Source organism: Stenotrophomonas sp. STEN225 (genome assembly GCF_056756445.1).
On record NZ_JBRRBV010000014.1, the window covers coordinates 1 to 23,182 of the forward strand.

20 protein-coding genes are annotated in these 23,182 nt (G+C 67.7%); 13 read left to right on the plus strand and 7 right to left on the minus strand.

The window, feature by feature from the left end:
• Positions 1-77: 77 nt before the first annotated feature.
• Both ACVOJ1_RS13910 and ACVOJ1_RS13915 read right to left on the minus strand, forming a co-directional pair.
• Positions 78-2,030 (minus strand): acetyl-CoA hydrolase/transferase C-terminal domain-containing protein, encoded by a 1,953-nt coding sequence (locus ACVOJ1_RS13910; RefSeq protein ID WP_346480552.1) that lies wholly within the window; start codon positions 2,028-2,030, stop codon positions 78-80.
• A 33-nt stretch (positions 2,031-2,063) separates the two neighbouring features.
• Entirely contained in the window at positions 2,064-2,621 is a 558-nt protein-coding gene (locus ACVOJ1_RS13915; protein WP_053518474.1) for a flavin reductase family protein, read from the minus strand.
• 121 nt (positions 2,622-2,742) lie between these two features.
• On the opposite strand from ACVOJ1_RS13915, the gene ACVOJ1_RS13920 reads away from it, so the two are divergent.
• From ACVOJ1_RS13920 to ACVOJ1_RS13930, 3 genes are read left to right on the plus strand one after another with little or no spacing between them, the layout of a single operon-like run.
• Positions 2,743-3,108, plus strand: a complete 366-nt coding sequence (locus ACVOJ1_RS13920; RefSeq protein WP_065181668.1) for a BlaI/MecI/CopY family transcriptional regulator — start codon at positions 2,743-2,745, stop codon at positions 3,106-3,108.
• Entirely contained in the window at positions 3,101-4,354 is a 1,254-nt protein-coding gene (locus tag ACVOJ1_RS13925) for a M56 family metallopeptidase (protein ID WP_111186767.1), read from the plus strand. Before ACVOJ1_RS13920 ends, ACVOJ1_RS13925 begins: the two co-directional genes overlap by 8 nt.
• The gene (locus ACVOJ1_RS13930; protein ID WP_065175751.1) at positions 4,351-4,911 is read left to right on the plus strand and encodes a hypothetical protein; all 561 of its coding nucleotides are present in this window, start codon (positions 4,351-4,353) and stop codon (positions 4,909-4,911) included. Before ACVOJ1_RS13925 ends, ACVOJ1_RS13930 begins: the two co-directional genes overlap by 4 nt.
• 55 nt (positions 4,912-4,966) lie before the next feature.
• Here the strand turns inward: ACVOJ1_RS13930 and ACVOJ1_RS13935 are convergent, their stop codons facing one another.
• Together ACVOJ1_RS13935 and ACVOJ1_RS13940 are read right to left on the minus strand one after the other, a co-directional pair.
• A complete protein-coding gene (locus ACVOJ1_RS13935; RefSeq protein WP_053518482.1) occupies positions 4,967-5,767 on the minus strand; it encodes an MBL fold metallo-hydrolase in 801 nt (266 codons plus the stop codon).
• Positions 5,768-5,778: 11 nt separating this feature from the next.
• On the minus strand, positions 5,779-6,597 hold the full coding sequence (locus ACVOJ1_RS13940) for a S1/P1 nuclease (protein WP_346480553.1): 819 nt from the start codon (positions 6,595-6,597) through the stop codon (positions 5,779-5,781).
• A gap of 114 nt (positions 6,598-6,711) precedes the next feature.
• On the opposite strand from ACVOJ1_RS13940, the gene ACVOJ1_RS13945 reads away from it, so the two are divergent.
• Complete coding sequence (locus ACVOJ1_RS13945; RefSeq protein ID WP_053518485.1) at positions 6,712-7,836, plus strand: GGDEF domain-containing protein; 1,125 nt, start codon at positions 6,712-6,714, stop codon at positions 7,834-7,836.
• A gap of 97 nt (positions 7,837-7,933) precedes the next feature.
• Here the strand turns inward: ACVOJ1_RS13945 and ACVOJ1_RS13950 are convergent, their stop codons facing one another.
• Positions 7,934-8,563 carry an OmpW/AlkL family protein gene (locus ACVOJ1_RS13950; protein ID WP_111186764.1) on the minus strand — a complete coding sequence of 210 codons (630 nt, stop codon included), beginning with the start codon at positions 8,561-8,563 and terminating at the stop codon, positions 7,934-7,936.
• Between the two features lie 192 nt (positions 8,564-8,755).
• Here ACVOJ1_RS13950 and gap point away from each other — a divergent pair, with 192 nt between their 5' ends.
• The 8 genes from gap to ACVOJ1_RS13990 all read left to right on the plus strand — a co-directional run bounded on the left by gap (position 8,756) and on the right by ACVOJ1_RS13990 (position 19,948).
• Positions 8,756-9,760 carry a type I glyceraldehyde-3-phosphate dehydrogenase gene (gap, locus tag ACVOJ1_RS13955; RefSeq protein WP_053518489.1) on the plus strand — a complete coding sequence of 335 codons (1,005 nt, stop codon included), beginning with the start codon at positions 8,756-8,758 and terminating at the stop codon, positions 9,758-9,760.
• 127 nt (positions 9,761-9,887) lie between these two features.
• Positions 9,888-12,545 (plus strand): DUF2339 domain-containing protein, encoded by a 2,658-nt coding sequence (locus ACVOJ1_RS13960; RefSeq protein ID WP_346480554.1) that lies wholly within the window; start codon positions 9,888-9,890, stop codon positions 12,543-12,545.
• Positions 12,542-13,915 (plus strand): DUF3999 domain-containing protein, encoded by a 1,374-nt coding sequence (locus ACVOJ1_RS13965; protein ID WP_164150927.1) that lies wholly within the window; start codon positions 12,542-12,544, stop codon positions 13,913-13,915. The genes ACVOJ1_RS13960 and ACVOJ1_RS13965 overlap by 4 nt, the downstream gene beginning before the upstream one ends.
• A gap of 123 nt (positions 13,916-14,038) precedes the next feature.
• Complete coding sequence (locus tag ACVOJ1_RS13970) at positions 14,039-15,214, plus strand: phosphoglycerate kinase (protein ID WP_053518495.1); 1,176 nt, start codon at positions 14,039-14,041, stop codon at positions 15,212-15,214.
• Positions 15,211-15,897, plus strand: coding sequence for an HAD hydrolase-like protein (locus ACVOJ1_RS13975; protein WP_053518497.1), 687 nt, complete (start codon positions 15,211-15,213; stop codon positions 15,895-15,897). The genes ACVOJ1_RS13970 and ACVOJ1_RS13975 overlap by 4 nt, the downstream gene beginning before the upstream one ends.
• A 143-nt stretch (positions 15,898-16,040) precedes the next feature.
• Complete coding sequence (gene pyk / locus ACVOJ1_RS13980; RefSeq protein ID WP_065175757.1) at positions 16,041-17,507, plus strand: pyruvate kinase; 1,467 nt, start codon at positions 16,041-16,043, stop codon at positions 17,505-17,507.
• Positions 17,508-17,673: 166 nt separating this feature from the next.
• Positions 17,674-18,678: a class I fructose-bisphosphate aldolase gene (locus ACVOJ1_RS13985; protein ID WP_053518502.1), complete on the plus strand. Its 1,005-nt coding sequence runs from the start codon at positions 17,674-17,676 to the stop codon at positions 18,676-18,678.
• Positions 18,679-18,808: 130 nt separating this feature from the next.
• Complete coding sequence (locus ACVOJ1_RS13990; protein ID WP_065175758.1) at positions 18,809-19,948, plus strand: ABC transporter substrate-binding protein; 1,140 nt, start codon at positions 18,809-18,811, stop codon at positions 19,946-19,948.
• 74 nt (positions 19,949-20,022) lie between these two features.
• On the opposite strand, the gene ACVOJ1_RS13995 is transcribed toward ACVOJ1_RS13990, so the two are convergent.
• Both ACVOJ1_RS13995 and cysK read right to left on the minus strand, forming a co-directional pair.
• A complete protein-coding gene (locus ACVOJ1_RS13995; protein WP_053517092.1) occupies positions 20,023-20,622 on the minus strand; it encodes an O-acetyl-ADP-ribose deacetylase in 600 nt (199 codons plus the stop codon).
• 273 nt (positions 20,623-20,895) lie between these two features.
• Positions 20,896-21,855: a cysteine synthase A gene (gene cysK, locus ACVOJ1_RS14000; protein ID WP_065175759.1), complete on the minus strand. Its 960-nt coding sequence runs from the start codon at positions 21,853-21,855 to the stop codon at positions 20,896-20,898.
• Positions 21,856-22,061: 206 nt separating this feature from the next.
• Here cysK and ACVOJ1_RS14005 point away from each other — a divergent pair, with 206 nt between their 5' ends.
• Positions 22,062-23,045: a LysR family transcriptional regulator gene (locus tag ACVOJ1_RS14005; protein ID WP_053517088.1), complete on the plus strand. Its 984-nt coding sequence runs from the start codon at positions 22,062-22,064 to the stop codon at positions 23,043-23,045.
• Positions 23,046-23,182 lie beyond the last annotated feature (137 nt).

A 23,182-nucleotide genomic window follows, 5' to 3' on the forward strand; every position in this document is an offset into this window, starting at 1 on the left:
CATTGTCTTTGGGGGCGGGGGCGGGCCCGGCCCGGGGGGTGGGGGGGCGCGCGGGGCCGCCCCCGGCGCTACCGGCTTCAGGCCGTGCGTGCCAGCGCCAGCCGCAGCAGGCGCGCGTCCAGCCGCTCGTTGAAGTCCTTCGGTGACTGCAGGCCCATGCGCTGCAGGTACACCGCATCGCCATCGCCGGCCGGTTGCCGCAGCGCTGCCCAGACGGTACGCAGCTTGTCGCCGCGGGTCTGCGTGTTGGCCTTCAACCAGCCCAGCGCCTTCACCAGCACCTGCTCGATCTCATTGAAGTCGCTGCCCAGCGGGTAGTCGGGCAGGGTGCCGTCGGAACGGAAGGGTGCCAGCGCTGCGGCCAGGGCCTGCGGTGTATTGCGCTGCAGCCGCTGCGGATCGGGCTGCGGTGCGGCCAGCAGCTTGCGTGCGGCCTGTGCCTGCTGCAGCAGGCCCTGCTGGAACGGCGCCTCGGTGATCGCCGCCATCGCCTGCACGCAGTCCTCGTCGGTCAACCCGCGCAGGTCGGCGATGCCGTACTCGTCCAGGTAGATATCACGCAGATGGCGGGGAATGGTGGTGTGGCCATAGTTCCAGCGCACGTTCGATTCGCGCTGGCCCTTGTCATCGCGTGCGGCGCGGAACATCAGCACGCTGCGTGCTTCCGGCAGGGCATGGGCCATCGCCACGAAGTTGTACTGGCCGCCGACGCCGGACACCACGCGGCCATCGTCCAGGGCATCGGAGACCGCCGCGCCCAGCGCAGTGGCCATCATGCAGGAATTGAAGAAGCGTGCATGGCGGCGCTGCAGGCGCTCCAGCGTCTCGTTGCCGCCGTAAAGCTGGTTGATCTCACTGATGCGGCGCATGCCGATGGCGCGACGTTCATCCGCCGGCAGCTCGCGCAGCCACTGGTAGAACTCCGGCGAGCCCAGGTAGAACGCGCCATGCAGGTATTCGCCTTCGGCGGCCAGCGTGGCATGGTCGATGGACAGCGTGCTGCCGTTCTCGATGCGCTGCATCAGCGCCAGGTCGTCATGCACCTTGCGCTTGATCACGCCGGTCTGGACCAGCCGCCGGAAGCCCTCGTTGAGCATCTCGCTGCAGCCGTACAGGCCGATCTCGAACGGCTCCAGGCCGCCGATTTCCTGTACCAGCGGATGCCGCGCAAGCTGCGGATCCAGCGCGTGCAGCACGCGCCGGTAGCGCGCGTTGTCGGTATGCCGCAGCACCAGTGCATGGCTGAGTGCATCGGCCAGCGTGCCGATGCCGATCTGCAGCGTGCCGCCATCGCGCACCAGGGTGCTGGCATACAGGCCGATCGCATAGTCGGCGTCGGCGACCGGCTGCCGCGGCAGGCCGAACAGCGCCGGATACGGCGGCGGCGGGGTGATGACCAGGTCGAAGAAGGACACATCGACCGTGGCGGTGCCGCCCAGATAAGGCAGCTGCGGATCGATCTCGGCCACCATCAGCGGACGCGGCAGGCCGCGTGCGGCGATTGCATCGAGCGTGTCCTGGGTGATGTCGTTGTTGCAGGACAACGAGAGGCGGCGATCGTCCGGGCGCATCGCCACCTTCTGCACGATTACCTGCGGCGCGCGCTGGGCCACTGCATCAGCGGCATGGGTGTAGTTGAGGCTGGTGTAGCTGGACTGCGCCTGCCGGGAACCGAGCAGGGCGCCGGACTGCATGTAGAACTCCTCCACCTGCACATGGGCGGGCAGTGCGTCACGGGCGATCGCGTCGGCATAGGCCAGGCGGGGGAAATCCTCGCCGAAATGGCGCTGCGCGAAGGGGCCCAGGAAGCGGGCCTCCAGGCCGCTGCCCCGCACCTTCGGCGGATTCAACGACAGGGCAGTGTAGAGCTGGAGGGGGTGCGAGGGATCGTTCTCGACCCGTGCATACAGTGCATTGAGCAACCGGTGTGGCTTGCCCAGCGCCAGCGGTGCTCCGATCCGCAGCGGCCCTTCCACGCGCGCGAACAGCCAATCGACGGCGGCGTCCAGGTCGGTGAGGTGTTCGGTCATCCGGGGCAGTCCTGCGTAAGGGGAGTTCCGGCATTACAGCATGTCGGGCTTGAACCGCCGTCGACGCGAGACTTCCGCACCGGCCACCATGAAGCGGCCATCGCCACGGTAGTGCACGGTGCGCGGCAGTTTCGGCCGTGGCGCGACGTGGGCACGCACGATCTCCCAGATGAAAAGGTTGCTGGTCTCGATCTGGCTGTCGTCGTACAGGCGGCACTCGAAGCACGAATGGCACTGGCCGACCAGCGGCGCGCCGACCTCGCGGGCGGGCAGGGCATCCAGGCCGAAGTGCGCGAACTTGTCGACCTCCCGCCCGCTGCAGTTGCCGATGTCCACTACGGTATCGAGCAGCTCCACGCCCGGCACATTGATCACGCATTCGCCGCTGCCCCGCGCCAGCGCGAAGCTGTGGTTCTCGTTCCACAGATAGGTCGCCACCAGTGATGGCGAGAAGCCCATCACCATGTGCCAGCCCATCGTCATCAGGTTGCGCTGGCCACGCCATGCGGTGCTGACCAGCACGATCGGGCCGGGTTCGAGGAAGCGGCGGGCCTGTTCGACGGGGAAATCCTTCTTGGGCAGCGGTTTCATGCGCACTCCGGGACCGGAAGGGCCGATGCTGGGCCAGAGCGCATGAAGTGCAGGTCGATGGAGGGCTTGACAGCAGTTTTGATTACGTGCGTAATCGAATTGTCGATTACGGGCGTAAACAATGAATCCGATCAGTGAGGCCGAAGCCGTCGTGATGGAAGTGCTGTGGCAGCAGGCGCCCCGCGGTGCCGATGAGGTGGTTGCCGCACTGGCCCATCGGGACTGGGCCGAACCGACCATCAAGACGCTGCTCAACCGCCTGCTGACCAAGGGCGCGATCGCTGCCGAACGCGAAGGCCGCCGCTATCTGTATCGGCCGCTGCTGCAGCGCGAGGCCTGGGTGGCGGCGCAGAGCCAGGACTTTCTGGGCCGGGTGTTCGAAGGACGGGTGGCGCCACTGGTAGCCCATTTCAGTGAGCGCGGCCAGCTCAGCGCGCAGGACATCGCCGAACTGAAGAAACTGATCCAGGAGCTGGACCATGAGTGAGGTGCTCGACAGCGTGTGGCGGGCCAGCGTGTGGCTGGCGCTGGCGGTGATCCTGCTGGCGGCGATGCGGCCGCTGCTGCTGCGGCTGGGAGGGCCCTCGCTGGCCTATCGCAGCTGGTGGTTGTTGCCCCTGCTGCTGGCAGGCCTGTTGCTGCCGTTGCCTGCGCTGCCCCTGCTGCAGCATGTGCCGACCCTGCCCCTGAACGTGATGCCTGTCGCGCCGGAGGGCGAGCCCACCCAGGTCATGCGCTGGCCGCAATGGTTGCTGCTGGCCTGGATGCTTGGCGTGGCGATCAGTCTGCTGCGCAGCCTGCGCGCGCAGCAGCGCTTCGAACGTGTCCTGGGCCGTCTGCAGGCGCGCGTCGACGGCAGCTGGCAGGCCAGTGCCGATCCCGGTCTGCCGGCCCTGGTCGGCCTGTGGCGGCCGCGCATCGTGGTCGGCCCCGATTTCGACCAGCAGTTCGATGCACGCGAGCAGGGCTTGATCCTGGCACATGAACGCAGCCATCGCCGCAATGGCGATCACTGGGCGAACGGCGCGTTGCTGCTTGCACGCGCAGCGTTCTGGTTCCATCCGCTGATGCCGTGGGCAACACGCAGGTTCCTGCGCGACCAGGAACTGGCCTGCGATGCCCGCACCATTGCCACGCAGCCTGCGCTGCGCGGACTTTACGCCAGCACGCTGCTGAAGGCACAGCTGGTTCACCCGGTTGCGCCGGCAGTGTGTCACTGGCGCAGCCAACCCGTGTTGAAGGAGCGAATCGCCATGTTGAAGCAGTCCAAGCGGAAGGCATTGCCGTGGGTGTTCGGGCAGGTGCTGGTGGTCGGGGTGTGCGCGGGCCTGGCCACGGTGGCGTGGGCAAGCCAGCTCGGGATGGCCGGCGTGTCGTCGATCGGCGTCGAGCCAGCCGAGTACGCGCAGGCCGATGCCGCTGCGGCCGGCCTGCAGCGTTCTGCGCAGGTCGAGAGGATGGCACCGCCGAAGTATCCGGAGTCTGCTTTCCAGCAGGGCCTGACCGGCGTCGTCACCTTGAAGGTCGAGATCGACGCAGAGGGCAGGCCGACCGACGTACAGGTGCTCAGTGCCACCAATCCCGGTGTGTTCGATGCGGTGTCGATCACGGCCGCCAAGGGCTGGACCTTCCGGCCGGCCCTGAAGGATGGGCGTCCGGTGGCTTCCGCCGTGCGGATTCCACTGACGTTCTCCATGAGTGAGGACGAGAGGGAAGCGGAGCGCGCGCGGTGAGGCAGGCCGCGCTGCTGTTGGCCACGCTGCTGGCCGGCTGTGCCACCCAGGAGCGACTGGGCACGGTTGACACCCGCAGCGAGAGTGTCGGCCATCAGCGGTTGCAGCCCACAGCGGCGGGCGGCAGCGGTCAGGTGCAGGCCTATGCGCTGGCAGCGGGCGAAGGCTATCGGATGCCGCAGCTGTATGCGGCGCCTGATCCGAAGGTGGGCGACCGCGATCCGCGTACCGAACTGGCGCCCACCACCATCTGCCTGCAGGTGGTGGTCGATGCGGAAGGCATGGTAGAGCGCAGCCTGCCGCTGACTGACCGCCCCGAGTGCGCCGCCGGCGCTGCAGCGGAGAACGCGCCGCTGCTGCAGGCGGCGCAGGAGGCGGTGGCGATGTGGAAGTACAGCGCTGCCGCGGTCTGCCACTACCCGGTCGGCAAGGTCCCAGCCGACCGCGGCGACTGCGGGAGCGCCGAGCGCATCGAGCCGGTGCCGGTCAGCCTGCTGTACGCCTTCACCTTCGAGATCGTGAAGGGCCGGCAGACGGTCCGTACGCAGGGGAAATGATCGCGCGTGATGCCGGGTAGCGCCGGGCCATGTCCGGCCAGTACAGCGGCGTCGATCAGGCGCCGCCCTGGATGTTGGCCTTCACCGCCGGTTGCATCAGCGCCGGTTCGGCCAGCGTGGCGTCGCGGGCCTGGCGCACGCTGACGAAGTCGGCCTCGGCCACGCCGTCATGCACGTGGATGTTGCGCGCGCGCTGCTCGCCGATGGTGGTCTCGTTGGCGATGTCGCGGCCGCCCGGGCCATAGTCGTGGCAGACGAACACACGGGTGGACTCGGGCAGCGCCAGCAGGCGCTGGATCGAGCGGTACAGCTGCGCCGCATCGCCGCCGGGGAAATCGCAGCGGGCGGTACCGCCGTCGGGCATGAACAGCGAATCGCCCGTAAACAGTGCGTCGCCGATCAGGTAGGCGATGCTGTCGCTGGTGTGGCCGGGCACGGCGATGACCTGGCCGCGCACTTCGCCCAGCGTGAAGGTCTCGCCGTCGGCGAACAGGTGGTCGAAGATGTCGTCCGCGGCAGGAAGCTGCAGGCCGAACCGCGGCGCAAAGGTCGCCTGTACGGCGCGGATGCCTTCACCGATGGCCAGCGTGGCGTGAGGGAAACGCTGCTTGAGCCGCCGCCCGGCCGACACATGGTCGGCGTGGGCGTGGGTCTCCAGCAGCCACCTCAGCCGCAGCCCCTGCTGCTCGATCGCGTGCAGTGCCGGCTGGACCGGCGACTCGCTGCTGGCATCGGTGTCCGGGTCGTAGTCCAGGACCGGATCGATCAGCGCAGCCTCGCCGCTGGCCGGGTCGCTGACCAGGTAGCTGAAGGTATTGCTGTCACGATGGAAGAACGACTGGACCTGGACCGGCATCGGCAACCTCCTCAGCGTGCGGCGAGCACGCGGTTCAGCAGCTGCGCCAGATTCTCGCCGGCCAGCCGCAGCTGCGCTTCCGCCACCGGGCGGTAGCGCGCGGTGTATTCATCGCCGATCTTACGCGAGGCTGGATAAACGCCGGCTTGCATCGAAATGCGGCAGCTGGCTTCAGCCCACGCCTGCGGATCGCGCTGCGGATTGGACTGGCGCGCCAGTTTCGGCGCCGGCAGCGACCGCAGCACCGGCAGATAGCCGTTGTCGTCCAGCTTGCGGGTGTTGAGCATGCCGCTGTCCCACAGCGAATGGAGGTTGGTGCCGCGGTTGCCGTACTGCAGCTGGAAGTCGTTGCCGCCCTTGTCGTGACCGTAGCCGGCATGCATTGGCTGGTGGATGTCGCCGACCAGATGCACCACGAACTTCAGGGCCTGCAGCCGCTCGCCGTCGGTCAGGCTGCGATCGCCGAGGATCGCGCTCTGTGCCTTCAGCGCCTCGACGATGCAGTTGCCGTTGGTGCAGTGCCTGGGCGCTTCGTAGTGGCAGCCGTCTTCGGCGATGTTGACGTAATGCCAGCCGGCGGAACGGCGGCCGAGGCCCGGGTCCTTGGCGCGCAGCTGGTCGGCCCAAGGGGCCACGCTGGCGAGGGTGGCACCGGGTTCGCTGGCCAGCAGGCGGTCGACTTCGGCGCGCGCAGCGGGCGAGAGGCGGGAATCCGCTACCTCAGCGACAAGGCGATGACCTTGCGCGCCCCAGGCATGGGCAGGGGCGGAGGCGGACAGCAGAGCCGGCGCGATCGCGGCGGCGAGGAACAGGGAATGCAGGGCTTTCATGCCGGCATTCTAGCGGGGCGGCGGCCGGACGCGTTTGATCCAGCATGGCCGCTCGCCACGCGCCCTTGATGCGCGGACCGTTACGGTGGCGCGGCCACGGGCGGGGACATCGCGATGAGCATCACGGACCGGCGCATCACGGCAATACATGCGGACGACGGCTTTGCCCGCGCGTTCGATGAACAGGTGGTCTGGCGGATGCGCTGGGCCTGTGCCGTTGCCGGCATCTTTTCAATCGGCTTTGCCGTGCTGGACCATTTCTGGCTTCCGCCGGATGTGCATGCACAGGTGCTGCGCTGGCGGCTCGGGCTGCTGCTGCCGGTACTGCTGGTGGCGGTAGCACTCACCTTCGTCCCAGCGTTCCGCCGCCATCTGCAATGGCTGGGGGGCGGTGCTGTGCTGATCAGCGGGCTGGCGCTGGTGACGATGATCTGGACGGCGCATCGCGCCGGCGTGGATTATCCCTATGAAGGCGTCAGCCTGTTCCTGCTGCTGAACTACTTCCTGTGTGGCCTGCGCTTCGGCGTCGCCACGCTGACCGGAACCCTGATCGCATCGGCGTTCGTGCTGGCGGAGCTGCAGGTCGGCCGGCACTGGGCGCAGATGCTGCAGAGCGTGACGTTCGTGCTGGCCAGCAACCTGGCTGGCATCTTCGGTAGTTACATCCTGGAAAGGCAGGCGCGTGCAACCTGGCGCGCCGAGCAGCGGCTGGATGCACTGGCCAACCACGACGGATTGACCGGATTGCTCAACCGGCGCGCATTCGATCGTCGTGCCAACCAGATCTTCCAGCGTTATCTCCGCCGGCCGCACGCGCGTGGCGCCTTGCGCATCGCGATGATCGACATCGACTACTTCAAGCGCTACAACGACCATCATGGTCACCCGGCGGGCGATGCGGTCCTGCATGCGGTGGCGGTGACGCTGGCCGCGCAGCTTCGCGGCGCTGACTCGGTGGTGGCGCGGTACGGCGGTGAGGAGTTCGTGGCGCTGGGGCAGTGGTCGCCAGGCGAGCCGGAAACCGCGCCGTTCGAGCGGATGCGTCAGCAGGTCCAGGCGCTGGCGATCGCCCATGCCGATTCGGACGCCGCGCCGGTGGTGAGCGTCAGTATTGGTGTGGCGCGGTGGCATGACGATGGCGCCGATTCGCTGGAGCAGGCACTGGCGCGTGCGGATGCCGCGCTGTATCGGGCCAAGGCGTCCGGGCGCAACCGGGTCGAGGTGGCCACGGATGGGTAAGCCGAAAAAAGCCCCGGCGATCACCGGGGCAACATGCTGCGGAGGGTTCAGCGGTTGGCCGGAGGGCGGGGCAGGCCCGCCACGCCGGAGGCCGCGCTCAGAACTTGAAGACGTAGGAGGCGCCGTAGACCAGCGGATCGATGTTGACCGTACCGATCTTCTGGCCGTCCAGCTTCACCTTGCTGTCGATGTCGATCCAGCGCATGTCCACGCGCAGCGCGCCCCTCTCGCCGATCGCGAAGTCCACGCCGGCGTGCGCGGCCAGACCCCAGGAGTCCTGCAGCTTCAGTCGGCTGTCCTTGAGCGCGCCCGTGGTGTCTTCGCTGAAGAAGGTCGTGTAGTTCACGCCCGCACCGATGAACGGCGACACCTTGCCCTTGCTGTTGAAGTGGTACTGCACGGTCACCACCGGCGGCAGCTGCTTGGTGCTGCCGACGCGGCCGAGGCCGTTGATGTTGATGTCGTGCTTGAACGGCAGTGCCGCCAGCACTTCGATGCCCAGGTTGTCAGCGATGAAGTACTCACCGGTGATGGTCGGCTTGACGTCGTTGTCGACGTCGACCTTCAGCGTGCCACCGGCCAGCCAACCGTTGTTCGACTTCGGCGCCACCTGGTGCACGCCGGCCGAAAGGGTCCAGTCGCCCTTGGACTGGGCCATCGCCGGGGCGGCGGCGAGGGACAGGGCGGCGGCCAGGCTGGCCACGATCAGGGGAGAGGTCTTGCGCATGGGGGTGTTCTCGTTGCGGGGTGGATGGGGCCAGTCTCGGCCTCACGCCGCGCTAACGCTTTGATCCGGATCAAATCCGGCCAGCCCGCCCGCCACCGGCCCGGTCTGGCCGGCGGTGGCCAGGCCGGGCCTGCTAGACTTGTGGGCCCTATCCACCCCGCCGCACCCGTCGCGGCTGCAGGAGCTTGAGAAATGGCAATCAAGGTTGGTATCAACGGTTTCGGTCGCATCGGGCGTAACGTCCTGCGCTCGGCGGTGCTGAACTTCGGCGACGACATCGAAATCGTGGCCATCAACGATCTGCTGGAGCCGGATTACCTGGCCTACATGCTCAAGTACGACTCCGTGCACGGTCGCTTCAAGGCTGACGTGTCGGTGCAGGGCAACGACCTGCTGGTCAACGGCAAGAAGATCCGCCTGACCCAGGAACGCGATCCGGCCAACCTGAAGTGGGACGAAGTGGGCGTGGACGTGGTCATCGAGTCCACCGGTCTGTTCCTGACCAAGGAAACCGCGCAGAAGCACATCGATGCCGGCGCCAAGAAGGTCATCCTGTCCGCCCCGTCCAAGGACGATACGCCGATGTTCGTGTTCGGCGTGAACGACAAGACCTACGCCGGCCAGGCGATCATCTCCAACGCCTCGTGCACCACCAACTGCCTGGCCCCGCTGGCCAAGGTCATCAATGACAAGTGGGGCATCAAGCGTGGCCTGATGACCACCGTGCACGCCGCCACGGCTACCCAGAAGACCGTTGACGGCCCGTCCAACAAGGACTGGCGCGGCGGCCGCGGCATCCTGGAGAACATCATTCCGTCCTCCACCGGTGCGGCCAAGGCGGTCGGCGTGGTCATTCCGGAACTGAACAAGAAGCTCACCGGCATGAGCTTCCGCGTGCCGACCTCGGACGTGTCGGTGGTCGACCTGACCGTCGAGCTGGAAAAGGAAGCCACCTACGCCGAGATCTGCGCCGAAGTGAAGGCACAGAGCGAAGGCGCGCTGAAGGGCATCCTCGGCTACACCGAAGACAAGGTCGTGGCTACCGACTTCCGCGGTGAGACCCACACGTCGGTGTTCGATGCCGAAGCCGGCATTGCCCTGGACGGTACCTTCGTCAAGCTCGTGTCGTGGTACGACAACGAGTGGGGCTACTCCAACAAGTGCCTGGAAATGGCCAGGGTCGTCGCCGCCAAGTAAGGCCGGCGAAGATCGCGCACGAACCCCGGCCTGGCCGGGGTTCGTCGTTTGAGGGACCGGCCCTGTCGTAGCATGGGGCGGTCCGACCGCCGCCGCAGGGGCGCGGGATCGCATGGGAAGGCACGCAATGGAAGCACTGATAGCCCTGGTCGTATTGATACTGCTGGCGATTCCGCTGCTGCTGGTGGTCGCGCTGGTGATGATCGCCGGCCTGCGGCGCCGGGTCGCTGCGCTTGAGAGCGCACTGGCCGATGTGTCGCAATCGCCGCGCGCTGCCGCGCCACCGCCCGGGCCCGCCCCCGTTCCGGCAACGGACGCGCCAGCCATGGAGCGACCGCGGGCTGCGGCAGCACCTTCTCCCGTGGCGGCCCATGCGCCGGAATCCTCCGTGCCGGCGCCGCCGCGGCAGGCAGCGCCGCCACCACCGCCGCTGCCGGCCACGCCGCCCCCGCCTGCGCCGCCGGTCGAGCCGGCCGGGCCGGGCTTCTTCGAGCGTGGCATCGGCGCCGTCAAACGCTGGTTCACCGAGGGCAACGTGCCGGTCAAGATCGGCATGCTGGTGCTGCTGGCCGGTGTTGCCGCGCTGCTGAAGTACGTCAGTGACCAGGGCTGGCTGGTGCTCCCGGTCGAACTCCGGCTGGCGGCCGTCACCGCTGGTGCGCTGGGCCTGCTGGCCTTCGGCTGGCATCAGCGCGAACGCCGGCGCCTGTTCGCGCTGGCCCTGCAGGGCGGCGCCATCGGTGTGCTGCTGCTGACCATCTTCGCGGCATTCAAGCGTTTTGAGCTGCTTGCGCCGGGATTTGCGTTCGCCAGTTCGATCGCGCTGGTCGCCGGCCTGTGCGTGCTGGCAGTACTGCAGAACTCGCGCACCCTGGCGGTGCTGGGCATCCTGGCGGGCTTCATGGCCCCGCTGTGGCTGTCGACCGGCAGTGGCAACCATGTCGGCCTCTTCAGCTACTACGCAGTGCTCAACGCCGGCATCTTCGCCATCGCCTGGTTCCGTCCGTGGCGCGCGCTGAACCTGCTGGGCTTCGCGTTCACCTTCGGTATCGGCACGTTCTGGGGCGTGCTTCAGTACAGGGCCGAGAAGTTCTCCAGCACCGAACCGTTCCTGCTGCTGTTCCTCGCCTTCTATCTGCTGATTCCCCTGCTGTACGCGCGCAGGCAGCCTGCCGGTCGCCGCGATCTGGTCGATGGCAGCCTGGTGTTCGGCACGCCGTTGATCGCCTTCTCGCTGCAGGCGGCGATGCTGCACGAACAGCCGATGACACTGGCACTGTGCGCGCTGGGCCTGGCGGTGATCTACGCGGTGCTGGCGCGTGCCTTGATCGCCCGGGCCTCGTATACGGTGCTGGCGCAGTCGCACGCGGTGCTGGCGGTGGGTTTCGCCACGCTGGCCGTGCCGCTGGCCTTGTCCGCCCGTGCCACCGGTGCGGTGTTCGCGCTGGAAGGTGCCGGGCTGGCCTGGCTCGGTCTGCGCCAGAGGCGCTGGCTGCCACAGGTGTCCGCTGCGCTGCTGCAGATGGCGGCGGCATTCGCCTTCGTGGCAGGTGGCAACCACTGGCACGAGGACGGGCGCCTGCTGCTCAATCCCACCGCGATCGGTGCGCTGCTGCTGGCCGTGGCGGGGTTGGCGTCGGCGTGGAGCTACCAGCGCCGGGCACGTCATGAGATCGCCCTGGTCTACTACCTGTGGGGCCTGCTGTGGTGGCTCGGCGGCTGGGTGCACGAGATCGGTCGTTTCCTCGCGCATGCCTCGCAGGCCGATGCACTGCTGGTGCTGGCGGCGGCGACCGCCTGGCTGGCAGCCGAGGTGCAGCGCCGGCAACCGGCACGTGCGCTGGGGATGACCGCACTGGCGATGCTGGCGATGGCGTTCCCATTGGCATTGGCGCAAAGCCATGCACACCAGCAACCGTTCGCGGGCCACGGCGCCCTGGCATGGGCGCTGTTCGCCGTGCTGGGGGGGCGCACGTTGCTGTGCCTGCGCCAGGGCGGCGACACGGTGGCGCGCATCGCCCAGTTCCTGTGGTGGCTGCTGTGGCCATCGCTGCTTTCGCTGCTGGCCCTGTGGGGAGGCGGCGAGGCTGGCCTGGCACAGGGCTGGACGTTGTTGCTGGTGACGCTGCCCTGGCTGCTGCTGGCCGCCCTGTCACTGTGGCGCTGGGGTTGGCTGCGCTGGCCGCTGGGCCCGGCATTCGATGCCGCACGCGTGCCGCTGCAGTGCGTGCTGTTCGCGCTGCTGGCGACCGGATGGCTGCTGGGCCAGCTGCTGCCGGGCACTGCGGCACCGCTGCCGTGGCTGCCGGTGCTGAACCCGGCCGAGATGGGGCAGTGGCTGAGCCTGTTGCTGCTGGCGCGCTGGCTATACAGCGATGTGGCACCGCCCGCGCTGCGCAGGCTGCGCCTGCCGGTGCTGGCACTGGCGGGCTTCATCGCCCTGACCAGCCTGGTCCTGCATGGCGTGCACCACTGGGGGGGACTGGCCTGGAGTACGTCGATGGCGCGCTACAGCTTGGCCCAGACCAGCCTGACCGTGCTGTGGAGCGTGCTCGGCGTGATCGCCTGGGTGTGGGGCTCGCGTCGTGGCCAGCGTGTGTTGTGGATGGTCGGCGCGGTGCTGATGGGCGTGGTCCTGGCCAAACTGGTCCTCATCGACCGCCAGCACCTGGGCAACCTGCTCGGGATCGCATCGTTCATCGCCTATGGCCTGCTGTGTACGGTCGTCGGCTATCTGGCACCGGCGCCACCGGGCGCGGTGCCATCCGTGGAGGAGAACCAATGAGAATGTGGAGCAGGATGGTGGTGCCGGCGATGCTGGGCCTGTTCGCCACCATGGCCGTACACGCGTCCGACTACCGCACGCAGTACGCCGAGCAGTGGCCGCTGACGCTGTCCAGTGCGCAGTCCGGCGCCTATCGGGTGGTGCTGGAACCGGCGATCTACCGCCGTGCAGGCGCAGCAGACCTGGGTGACCTGCAGGTGTTCAACGCGGCCGGACAGGCCCTGCCGTCGGCATTGCTGGCACCGGACGCGCCGCTGGCACAGCCGCCGGTGCAGCGCGAGCTGCCCTGGTTCGCACTGCCGCCGCTGGCCGATGCGCAACGCAACGACCTGCAGTTGCTGACCGAGCGCGATACCGACGGCCGTGTGCGCCGGGTCGAAGCGCGTGTCGGTGCTGGCACGGTGAACGGGCAGGGCGGCTGGCTGATCGATGCCAGCGTGCTCGGCCAGCAACCGCTGGCGGCGCTGGTGCTGGATTGGGCCGACAGTGGCCAGCCGCTGCAGGCGCAGGTGCAGCTTGATGCCAGCGATGACCTGCAGCATTGGCGCTCCATCGGTCGGGACATTCCGCTGGTGGACCTGCAGCGCGCCGGCAAACGGTTGCTGCAGCGACGCCTGCAGGTTGACGGCAATGCGCGCTATCTGCGCGTGCTGCCGCAGGGCGACGCGCGACTGCCTGCCCTGCATGGCGTGCTCGCCGAGCTTCCGCCGGCACCGGCGACGTTGCCTTGGGAATGGCTGTCACTGACGCCGATAGCGCAGGGCAAGGGCGAATACACATTCGAACTGGACGGCCGTTTCCCGATCGCGCGCGCCGATGTCGCCAGTACCGACAACAGCCTGGTGCAGTGGACGCTGTTCAGCCGCGACGATGAAGGCGCGGAGTGGCAACGACGCAGTGCACCGTGGATCGCCTATCAGCTGCAGCAGGGAACGCAGGGCCCGCGTCAGCAGTCGGCGGCGCAGGTGCTGGGCGATGTGCACCGCGACCGCTACTGGAAGCTGGTGGCAAGCCCGGCGGAGATCGCCGGCGCCCCCACCCTGCGCCTGGGCTACCAGCCGGAAGTGATGGTGTTCCTGAGCCAGGGCGCTGCGCCCTATGCACTGGCGGTGGGCAGCGCGACGGCGCGCCGCGCGGAGGCGCCGATCGGGGTGCTGATCGAGGAACTTCGCCAGCGCAACGATCCGGCCTGGCAGCCGACGCTGGCACGCCTGGAGGGCCGTCCCGAGCCGCTGGCCGGAGACGCAGCGCTGGAACCGCAGCGGGACTGGAAGGCCTGGCTGCTGTGGGCGCTGCTGGGCGTGGGGGTCCTGGTCGTGGGCGGTCTGGCGGTCAGCCTGCTCAGGCAGAAGCCTTCGCCTTCGGCGTAGATCCCGATGAATCCCGGCCGCGCATGGAGCGGCGCTGCGGCCGGCGCCATCCGTTCTGCCGCAGCCGATACAATGACGGTCTGCCGAACGCCGGCACCCCGTCCCTGAGCCCAAGAGTTGCCCATGTCCATCGTCCGCATGACCGACCTCGACCTCTCCGGCAAGCGCGTGCTGATCCGCCAGGATCTGAACGTGCCGATCGAGAATGGCCGCATCACTTCCGAACAGCGCATCACCGCTTCGCTGCCGACGCTCAAGCGCGCACTGGAGCAGGGCGCGGCGGTGATGGTCACCTCGCACCTGGGCCGGCCGAAGGAAGGCGTGTGGAGCGAAGCCGATTCGCTGGCACCGGTTGCCGCACGCCTGTCCGAACTGCTGGGTCGCGAGGTGCCGCTGGTGCGCGACTGGATCGACGGCGTCGAGGTGCAGCCGGGCCAGCTGGTGCTGCTGGAAAACTGCCGGATGAACGTCGGCGAGGGCAAGGATGACGAAGCCCTGTCGAAGAAGTACGCCGCGCTGTGCGATGTGTTCGTGATGGATGCCTTCGGTACCGCGCACCGCGCGCAGGCGTCCACCCATGGCGTGATCCGTTTCGCCCCGGTCGCCGCGGGTGGCCCGCTGCTGATGGCCGAGCTGGATGCCCTGGCGCAGGCGCTGGACGCACCGGCCAAGCCGCTGCTGGCCATCGTGGCCGGCAGCAAGGTCAGCACCAAGCTGGAACTGCTGGCCAATCTGGTGGGCAAGGTCGACCAGCTGATCGTGGGGGGCGGCATCGCCAACACCTTCATCGCGGCTGCCGGCTACAAGGTCGGCAAGTCGCTGTACGAGCCGGACCTGCTGGACACCGCCCGGAAGATCGTTGCCGACGCCAAGGCGCGCGGGGCCGAGATTCCGCTTCCGGTGGACGTGGTCACGGCCAAGCAGTTCCTGCCCGACGCCATTGCCGAAGTGAAGGCCGTGGATGCGGTCGCCGAAGATGATCTGATCCTGGACATCGGTCCGCAGACCGCTGCCCAGTACGCGCAGCTGATTGCGAATGCCGGCACCGTGGTCTGGAACGGCCCTGTCGGCGTGTTCGAGTTTGAAGCCTTCAGCAAGGGAACCGAAGCGCTGGCGCGTGCCATCGCCACGTCCCCGGCATTCTCCATCGCCGGCGGTGGCGACACCCTGGCAGCGGTCGACAAGTTCGACATCGCCAAGGACGTGAGCTACATCTCCACCGGTGGCGGCGCGTTCCTGGAATTCCTGGAAGGCAAGACCCTGCCGGCCGTGGCCGCGCTCGCCGCGCGCGGCGCATGAACCCGGACGGCACCCAGGCCGGTTCTGCCCACCCGGCACCGGAAGAACGCGCGACGCTCTTCTTCGACCTGGACGGTACGTTGATCGATTCGCAGGTGGGCATCACCACCTGCATCGCTTATGCGCTGCAGAAGATGGAGCATCCGGTGCCGGCGCGGGAAACGCTGCTGGGCTGGATCGGGCCTTCGCTGCGCACCACGTTCGCGCCGCTGTTCATCGAACCGGCGCGGGTGGAGCAGGCCGTCGGGTACTACCGCGAGCGCTTCGATGCCGAGGGCTGGCGCGAGCACACGGTGTACCCCCAGGTGGAGGACGCCCTGCGCACCTTGCATGCGCGTGGCCACCGCCTGGCGGTGGTCACCGCCAAGAACGAGCCGCACGCGCGCCGGATCCTGGCCCATCTGCCGTTCGGCGGATTGTTCGAGGACATCATCGGCTCGACCCTGGATGGTTCGCGCAGCCACAAGCCCGAGCTGGTCGGCGAAGCGCTGCGCCGGCTGCAGGTGTCGCCCACGCAGTGCTGGATGATCGGCGACCGTCGCATGGATATCGAGGGCGCGCGTCACCACGGCCTGCGAAGCATCGGCGTGCTGTGGGGGTTTGGTGGCGAAGCGGAACTCACTGAAGCCGGTGCGGGCCAGCTGGCACGCGAACCGGTCCAGCTGACGACACTGTTGGCCTGATACCGGGCACCCTGCGCCGGCGTATGTCCGGGCGATGTCCGTTACATGTCCCGCAGAGTCAGGCAGCACAAGGTTGTAACCGCATACATGGGGCGTGAAGGATGTGCTAATTTCCGTGCTTTAACGGGAGAGGCCCATTCACCATGTTCGAGCGTCAGCGTCGCACCAAGATCCTAGCCACCCTCGGTCCGGCCACCGATCCGCCGGGCGTGCTGGAGGATCTGTTCCGCGCCGGCGTCAACGTGGTGCGCCTGAACTTCAGCCACGGTGACCCGTCCGGCCAGGCCAAGCGTGCCGCCGACGTGCGCGCTGCCGCGCAGCGGGTGGGCGTGGAAGTGGGCATCCTGGCCGACCTGCCGGGCCCGAAGATCCGCATCGAGCGCTTTGCCGAAGGCAAGATCCATCTCAAGGCGGGCGATCGTTTCGATCTGGTCGCCTCGCCCAACGCACCGGCCGGCGATGCCACGCAGGTGGGTGTGAGCTACCTCGGCCTGCCGCAGGACGTCGGCCCCGGTGATGTCCTGCTCCTCGATGACGGCCTGATGCAGCTGCAGGTCGTCGAGGTGCAGGGTGAGCGGATCATCAGCACCGTGCTCAACGACGGGGTGCTGTCTGATCGCAAGGGCTTGAACAAGCAGGGCGGTGGCCTGTCGCTGGGCGCGTTGACCGAGCGCGACAAGGAGCTGATCGGGATCGTCGCCAAGATCGGTGTCGACTTCATCGCCGTTTCCTTCTGCCGCAATGCGCAGGACATGAACGATGCCCGCGCGATCGCCGAATCGCACGGCTGCTACGCCGCGCTGGTGTCCAAGATCGAGCGCACCGAAGCGATCGAGAACCTGGAGGAGATCGTCGAGGCCAGTGACGTGGTGATGGTGGCGCGCGGCGACCTCGGCGTGGAAATCGGCGATGCCGAACTGCCGGGCCTGCAGAAGAAGATCATCAAGGCTTCGCTGGCGCAGAACAAGGTGGTGATCACTGCCACCCAGATGCTGCAGTCGATGGTGGAAAGCCCGATCCCGACCCGCGCGGAAGTGCTGGACGTGGCCAACTCGGTGATCGACGGCACCGATGCGGTGATGCTGTCGGCCGAAACCGCTGCCGGTGCGTATCCGGTCAAGGCCGTGGAGGCGATGGCGCGCATCTGCCTGGGCGCCGAGCGCCAGTTCCAGACCGAGACCGACTTCAATGCGTCGCCGCGCAACCTGGAGCGCGCCGACCAGGCCATCGCGATGGCGACCATGTTCCTGTCCCAGCACGTGGGCGTGCGGGCCATCGTGGCCATGACCGAGTCCGGCGGTACCGCGCGCTACCTGTCGCGCTTCCGTGCCAAGGCACCGGTGTTCGCGGTGACCCGCCATGACGGCGCACGCCGGCAGATGGCGCTGATGCGCGATGTGTTTCCGATCAATTTCGACAGCCGTGGCCTGACCCCGCGCGAAGCCGCACGTGGCAGCATCCGCCTGCTGGTCGAATCGGATCTGCTGCAGGCCGGCGATCGGGTGGTGTTCACCAGCGGTGAGCACATGGAAACCCACGGTGCGACCAACACCCTGCGCCTGCTCGAGGTGGGCGAAGACGGTCGCGCCAGCGGTCTGGGCGATCTGTAACCGCTGCGGAACCGGGTCGGAGCCCCACCGGGGCTCTGACCGGAACGGCGCAGGACAGCGCCTGTCCTGAACGGACATTGGAATCGTTTCCAGTCTGGCCTCCACGTCGAGGCCACGGGCTGCGGGGCTATACTTACGTTTTTCCCGCACCCGCCACAGGAAGTACATGAGCATCGAACAGCTGGCTGAAACCGCCCAGGCCATGGTTGCCCCGGGCAAGGGCATCATCGCGATCGACGAATCCACCGGTACCATCGCCAAGCGCTTCGCCGGCGTGGGCATCGAGAACACCGAGGAGAACCGTCGCGCCTATCGCGAACTGCTGCTGACCACGCCGAAGCTCAACGAGCACATTTCCGGCGCCATCCTGTACGACGAAACCATCCGCCAGTCGACCAAGGACGGCGTGCCGTTCGCCAAGTACATGGCCGACCACGGCATGATTCCGGGCATCAAGGTGGACAAGGGTGCGCATCCGCTGGCCGGCTGCCCGGGCGAACTGGTCACCGAAGGCCTGGACGGCCTGCGTGAGCGCCTGCAGGAGTATTACAAGCTGGGTGCGCGCTTTGCCAAGTGGCGTGCGGTCATCAACATCGGCGAGAGCATTCCGTCGGGCACCTGCATCGAATCCAACGCCCATGCGCTGGCCCGCTACGCCGCGCTGTGCCAGGAATGCGGCCTGGTGCCGATGGTCGAGCCGGAAGTGATCATGGACGGCGACCACGACATCGAGACCTGCTACGAAGTCACCGAAGCCACCCTGCGTTCGCTGTTCGACGCCCTGTACCAGCAGAACGTGCTGCTGGAAGGCACCATCCTGAAGGCTTCGATGGTCATCTCGGGCAAGGACTGCGAAGAGCAGGCCGACGTCGAGGAAGTGGCCGAGTCCACCGTGATGTGCCTGAAGAGCACCGTGCCGGCGATCCTGCCGGGCGTGGTGTTCCTGTCCGGCGGCCAGAGCGATGAACAGTCCACCGCCCACCTCAATGCGATGAACCAGCTGGGCAACCTGCCGTGGCCGCTGAGCTTCTCCTACGGCCGTGCCATGCAGCAGGCGGCACTGAAGCTGTGGGCCAAGGACATGAAGGGCAACTACGCCGCCGCGCAGAAGACCGTGTTCGAGCGCGCCAAGGAAAACGGCCTGGCTGCACTGGGCAAGTGGAACGGTTGATCGGTTCCATCGCAGGATGAACAGGGCAACGCCGGCCTCACGCCGGCGTTTGCTTTTGCGGGTATCTTTTCCGCCTCCCGCGGGCCCGGCCGGCCCGGGGGACACACATGGAAGGCCAAGGAGAAAAAACATGCGTTTGGCAGCAATCACGCTGGCCGTTGCTACGGTCCTCGCCGCAGGCGGTTGCAACCGCTCCGGCAGCAATGCGGATGTGGGCAAGGCCCCGTCGCTCGAGTTCGACAAGCCCGTTTCCGGCGAGATCACCTCGCGCAGCGGCATCAATTTCAATGACGGCAGCCACCACCAGCTGTACCAGATCACGCTGGAGGACAAGCAGCTGGTGGGCATGAAGCTGACCGGTGCCCTCAGTGGCTCGATTGCCGTGTTCAACAATGGCAGCCTGGTCGCCAGCAGCCGCACCGGCTATGAGCGCAGCGGGGATGTATCGCTGGCGTTCCGCGCCAACGGTGCCGGCACCTACCAGGTGGCGGTCAACGCCGACAGCCCGACCGCCTACGGCCCTTACCGCCTGCGGGTGGAGAAGCTGGTGCCCTACGACGGCAAGCCCATCGCAGGCAGCGGCGAAGTCGTGGACATGCTGGTTTCCGGATCGCAGGACTACACCCTGCAGGTGGACAAGGCCGGCCTCTATGAGGTCAACCTGTCGTCCGATGCGTTCGATACCGTGCTGAAGCTGAAGGGCGGCGAGATCGACGCGGAGAACGACGATGGCGGTGACAGCACCAATTCGCGCCTGTCGCTGCCGTTGCAGCCCGGCAAGTACACGCTGGGCGTGCGCGGGCTGGACGACGATGCGTCCGGCACCTTCAAGCTGACCGTTGCCCGCACCGAGCTGCCGGGCAACATCGTCGAGCGCGACGGTACCCAACTGCCGCAGTCGGGCAGCGTGTTCACCATGCTCGACAGCGAAGGTCGCCGTCGCTTCCTGCTGACACTGGAGCGTCCGGGCGATGTTCGCCTGGATGCGATCTCCGGTCAGGTGGACACCGTGCTGCGTGTGGTCGGCGGTGATGTCGAGCTGGTCGACGACGACGGCGGCAACGGCACCAACGCGCGTCTGCAGGAATCGCTACCGGCCGGTCATTACACCGTCGATGTTTCCAGCCTCAGCGACGAGCAGGGCCTGGTCGAGGTGCGCGTGCAGATCGATGGCGCCAGCGCTGCCGGCGCCGCGGCGTCGGCGGCCCGCGCAGCGGCGGATGCGGCGGCCGTGCCGGATGACGCCGCGGTCGACGCGGCCAGCCGCTGACGCGTCCAGGGGCACTGCCGCAATGAAAAGGCCGGGCATTGCCCGGCCTTTTCTTCAGTGCCGCCGCCCCGTGTTCAATGCGCGGCAGCGAAGCCGGTATCACCCAGTGGCGGCAGCAGCGTGCCGCGCACTTCGTTGTCCGCGTTCTGCCCGGCACTGGCCAGGGCCTGCTGATACGCCTTGGCCGTGGCGGTGTTGAAAGCAACCAGCACGATCCGCATCGGCTGTGCATGGCTGCGTTGCCACGCCAGGGTTTCCGTCACGGCGATCTGCGCGGCCTGGTAAAGCGGATAGCCGTACACGCCACAACTGATGGCCGGGAACGCGATCGACTGCACCCCGAGCGATTCGGCCAGCTGCAGCGATTTCCAGTAGCAGTTGGCCAGCAGCGCGGGTTCATCGCGCAGGCCGTCGTGCCAGACCGGGCCCACCGTGTGCAGCACGTGCCGCGCCGGCAATGCATGGGCGCCGGTGGCGCGCACTTCACCGGTCGGGCAGCGCACGCCTGGGCGCAGTTCCGGCAGTTGCCGGCATTCGGCCAGCAGGCCGGGGCCGGCGGCACGGTGGATCGCACCGTCCACTCCGCCGCCGCCCAGCAGCGATTCATTGGCCGCGTTGACGATCGCATCCACCGCCAGGGTCGTGATGTCGCCCTGCCACACTTCGATCTTCATGCGTCCGTCTCCTGCCTGTCGGATGTTCCGCGCAGTACCTGCGGCGGCTGTACCCAGCGTAGGGGACAGGCCATCGATGCTGCGTCATGACCGTCTCACGCGCTGCGATCCGACGGTCTTCACGCACGATGGCGGTCGCCACCTTCACGCAGGCTGAAGCAGAGAGGGGTCAGATCCTTTTCCGTATGGAAAAGGCCCTGACCCCATGTTTCCGAGGTGCGCAGGCAGGGTCAGAGCCCTCTCCCGGACGGGAAAGGGATCCGACCCTGTGCATCACGGCAGGCCGGCCAGCCAGTCGTCGTCGGAACCTTCGTTCACGTCGGCGAACAGGGGCGTGGAGAAGTAGCGCTCGCCGGTATCCGGCAGCATCGCCAGGATCACCGAACCCGGCTCGGCACGGCTGGCCACATCCAGCGCGCTGGCGACCGTGGCGCCGGCGGAGATGCCGACGAAGATGCCTTCCTCGGCGGCCAGCCGGCGCGCGGTGGCGATGGCGCGTTCGTCGTCCACGCTCAGCAGCTCGTCCACCACGTCGCGGTTGAGCACGTCCGGCACGAAGTCCGGCGTCCAGCCCTGGATCTTGTGCGGCTTCCAGTCATCGCCCTTGAGCAGCGCGGCGCCGGCTGGCTCGGTGGCAATGATGCGGGTCTGCGGCCGTGCGACCTTCAGCACCTCGCCGACACCGGTGAGGGTTCCGCCGGTTCCCCAGCCGCTGACGAAATAGTCCAGGCGCCTGCCGGCGAAGTCGCGCAGGATCTCCGCCGCCGTCGTGTTGCGGTGGTAGGCCGGGTTGGCCGGATTGGCGAACTGGCTGGCGAGGAACCAGCCATGCTGTTCGGCCAGTTCGCGCGCCTTGCGCACCATGCCGCTGCCACGTTCCGCCGCCGGGGTCAGGATCACCTTGGCGCCGTAGGCACGCATCAGCTTGCGGCGTTCCACCGAGAACGTCTCGACCATGGTCGCCACGAACTTGTAGCCACGGGCGGCGGCCACCATCGCCAGCGCCACGCCGGTGTTGCCCGAGGTGGCTTCGACGATGGTGTCACCCGGCTTGAGCAGGCCACGGGCCTCGGCGTCGAGGATGATCGCCAGCGCCAGGCGGTCCTTGACCGAACCGCCGGGATTGAACGACTCGACCTTGGCGTAGAGGCTGACCTGCGGCGGCGCCAGGCGCTGCAGCTTGACGATGGGGGTGTTGCCGACGGTGTCGAGGATGGAGTCGTACAGGGCCATGGAAGCGCTCCGGAGGCGGGGCCACGCCAGGACGGCGGGCGGAAGAGGGAGGGCTGGCTGTTCACGCCAGCGGCTGCCGGCTGACCGTAGCGCCGGCATATGACGCCCGGAAATGACCAGATGCCTTTCTTAAACAACCTTTGGTTATAAGCTGGTGACGGCAATTGACCCTAGAGTGGACCTCCGCCCCTGCTGCCTGCCCGCCCATGACGCTGACCCAGCTGCGCTATCTGGTCGCCATCGCCGACGCCGAGCTGAACATCACGCTGGCTGCCTCGCGCGTGCACGCCACCCAACCCGGCCTGTCCAAGCAGCTCAAGCAGCTGGAGGACGAGCTGGGCTTCCTGTTGTTCGTACGCAAGGGTCGCAGCCTGGAGTCCGTTACCCCGGCCGGTACCGAGGTGATCTCCCGCGCGCGCGCCGTGCTGGCCGAGGCCAACAACATCCGCACCTACGCGGCCAACCAGCGCCGCGAAAGCCAGGGCCAGCTGATCCTGACCACCACCCATACCCAGGCGCGTTTCGTGCTGCCGCCGGCGGTGGCGGCGATCAAGCAGGCGTATCCGCAGGTCAGCGTGCACCTGCAGCAGGCCGCCGAAGCCGATGCGCTGGATCGGTTGAACCAGGGTGATGCGGACATCGCCATCATCAGTACGGCTGGTGGGGAGCCTGGCGATGGCATCGCCGTACCGTTGTTCCGCTGGCGGCGGCTGGTGGTGGTGCCCAAGGGCCATCCGCTGGATCGCGCGGGCCGCGCACCGGACCTGGCGGCGCTCGCCCGCCAGCCCCTGATCAGCTATGAATCGTCCACGCGCCCGAACTCGTCGCTGCAGCGTGCCTTTGCTGCCAACGGGCTGGTTCCGGATCTGGCGCTGACTGCGCTGGACGCCGATCTGATCAAGACCTATGTGCGTACCGGCCTGGGTGTGGGCCTGCTGGCCGAAATGGCGGTCAGTTCCCTCGACGAAGACCTCAAGGCATGGCCGGCACCCGCTCCGATCGCCGAGTGCATCGCCTGGGCGGTGCTGCCGCGTGACCGCGTGCTGCGCGATTACGCGCTGGAGCTGGTGCATGTGTTGGCGCCACAGATCGATCCGCGGGACCTGCGCCGGGTGCTGGACGGCAACCAGGTGGCCGCGTGGCCGCTGCCGCCGACCTGGGAATCGCTGACCCAGACCATCACGGTGTGAGGGTGCTCGGGCAGGGCTGCGCCCTGCACCTGCGAAGAACTGGCGCAACAGCAACAACGCGGCCAGGCCCCGATGGATCGGCCGCGGAGAGGAACAACCGGATCGGATCCCCGCCAGGATCCGACCCGGTCCGACGC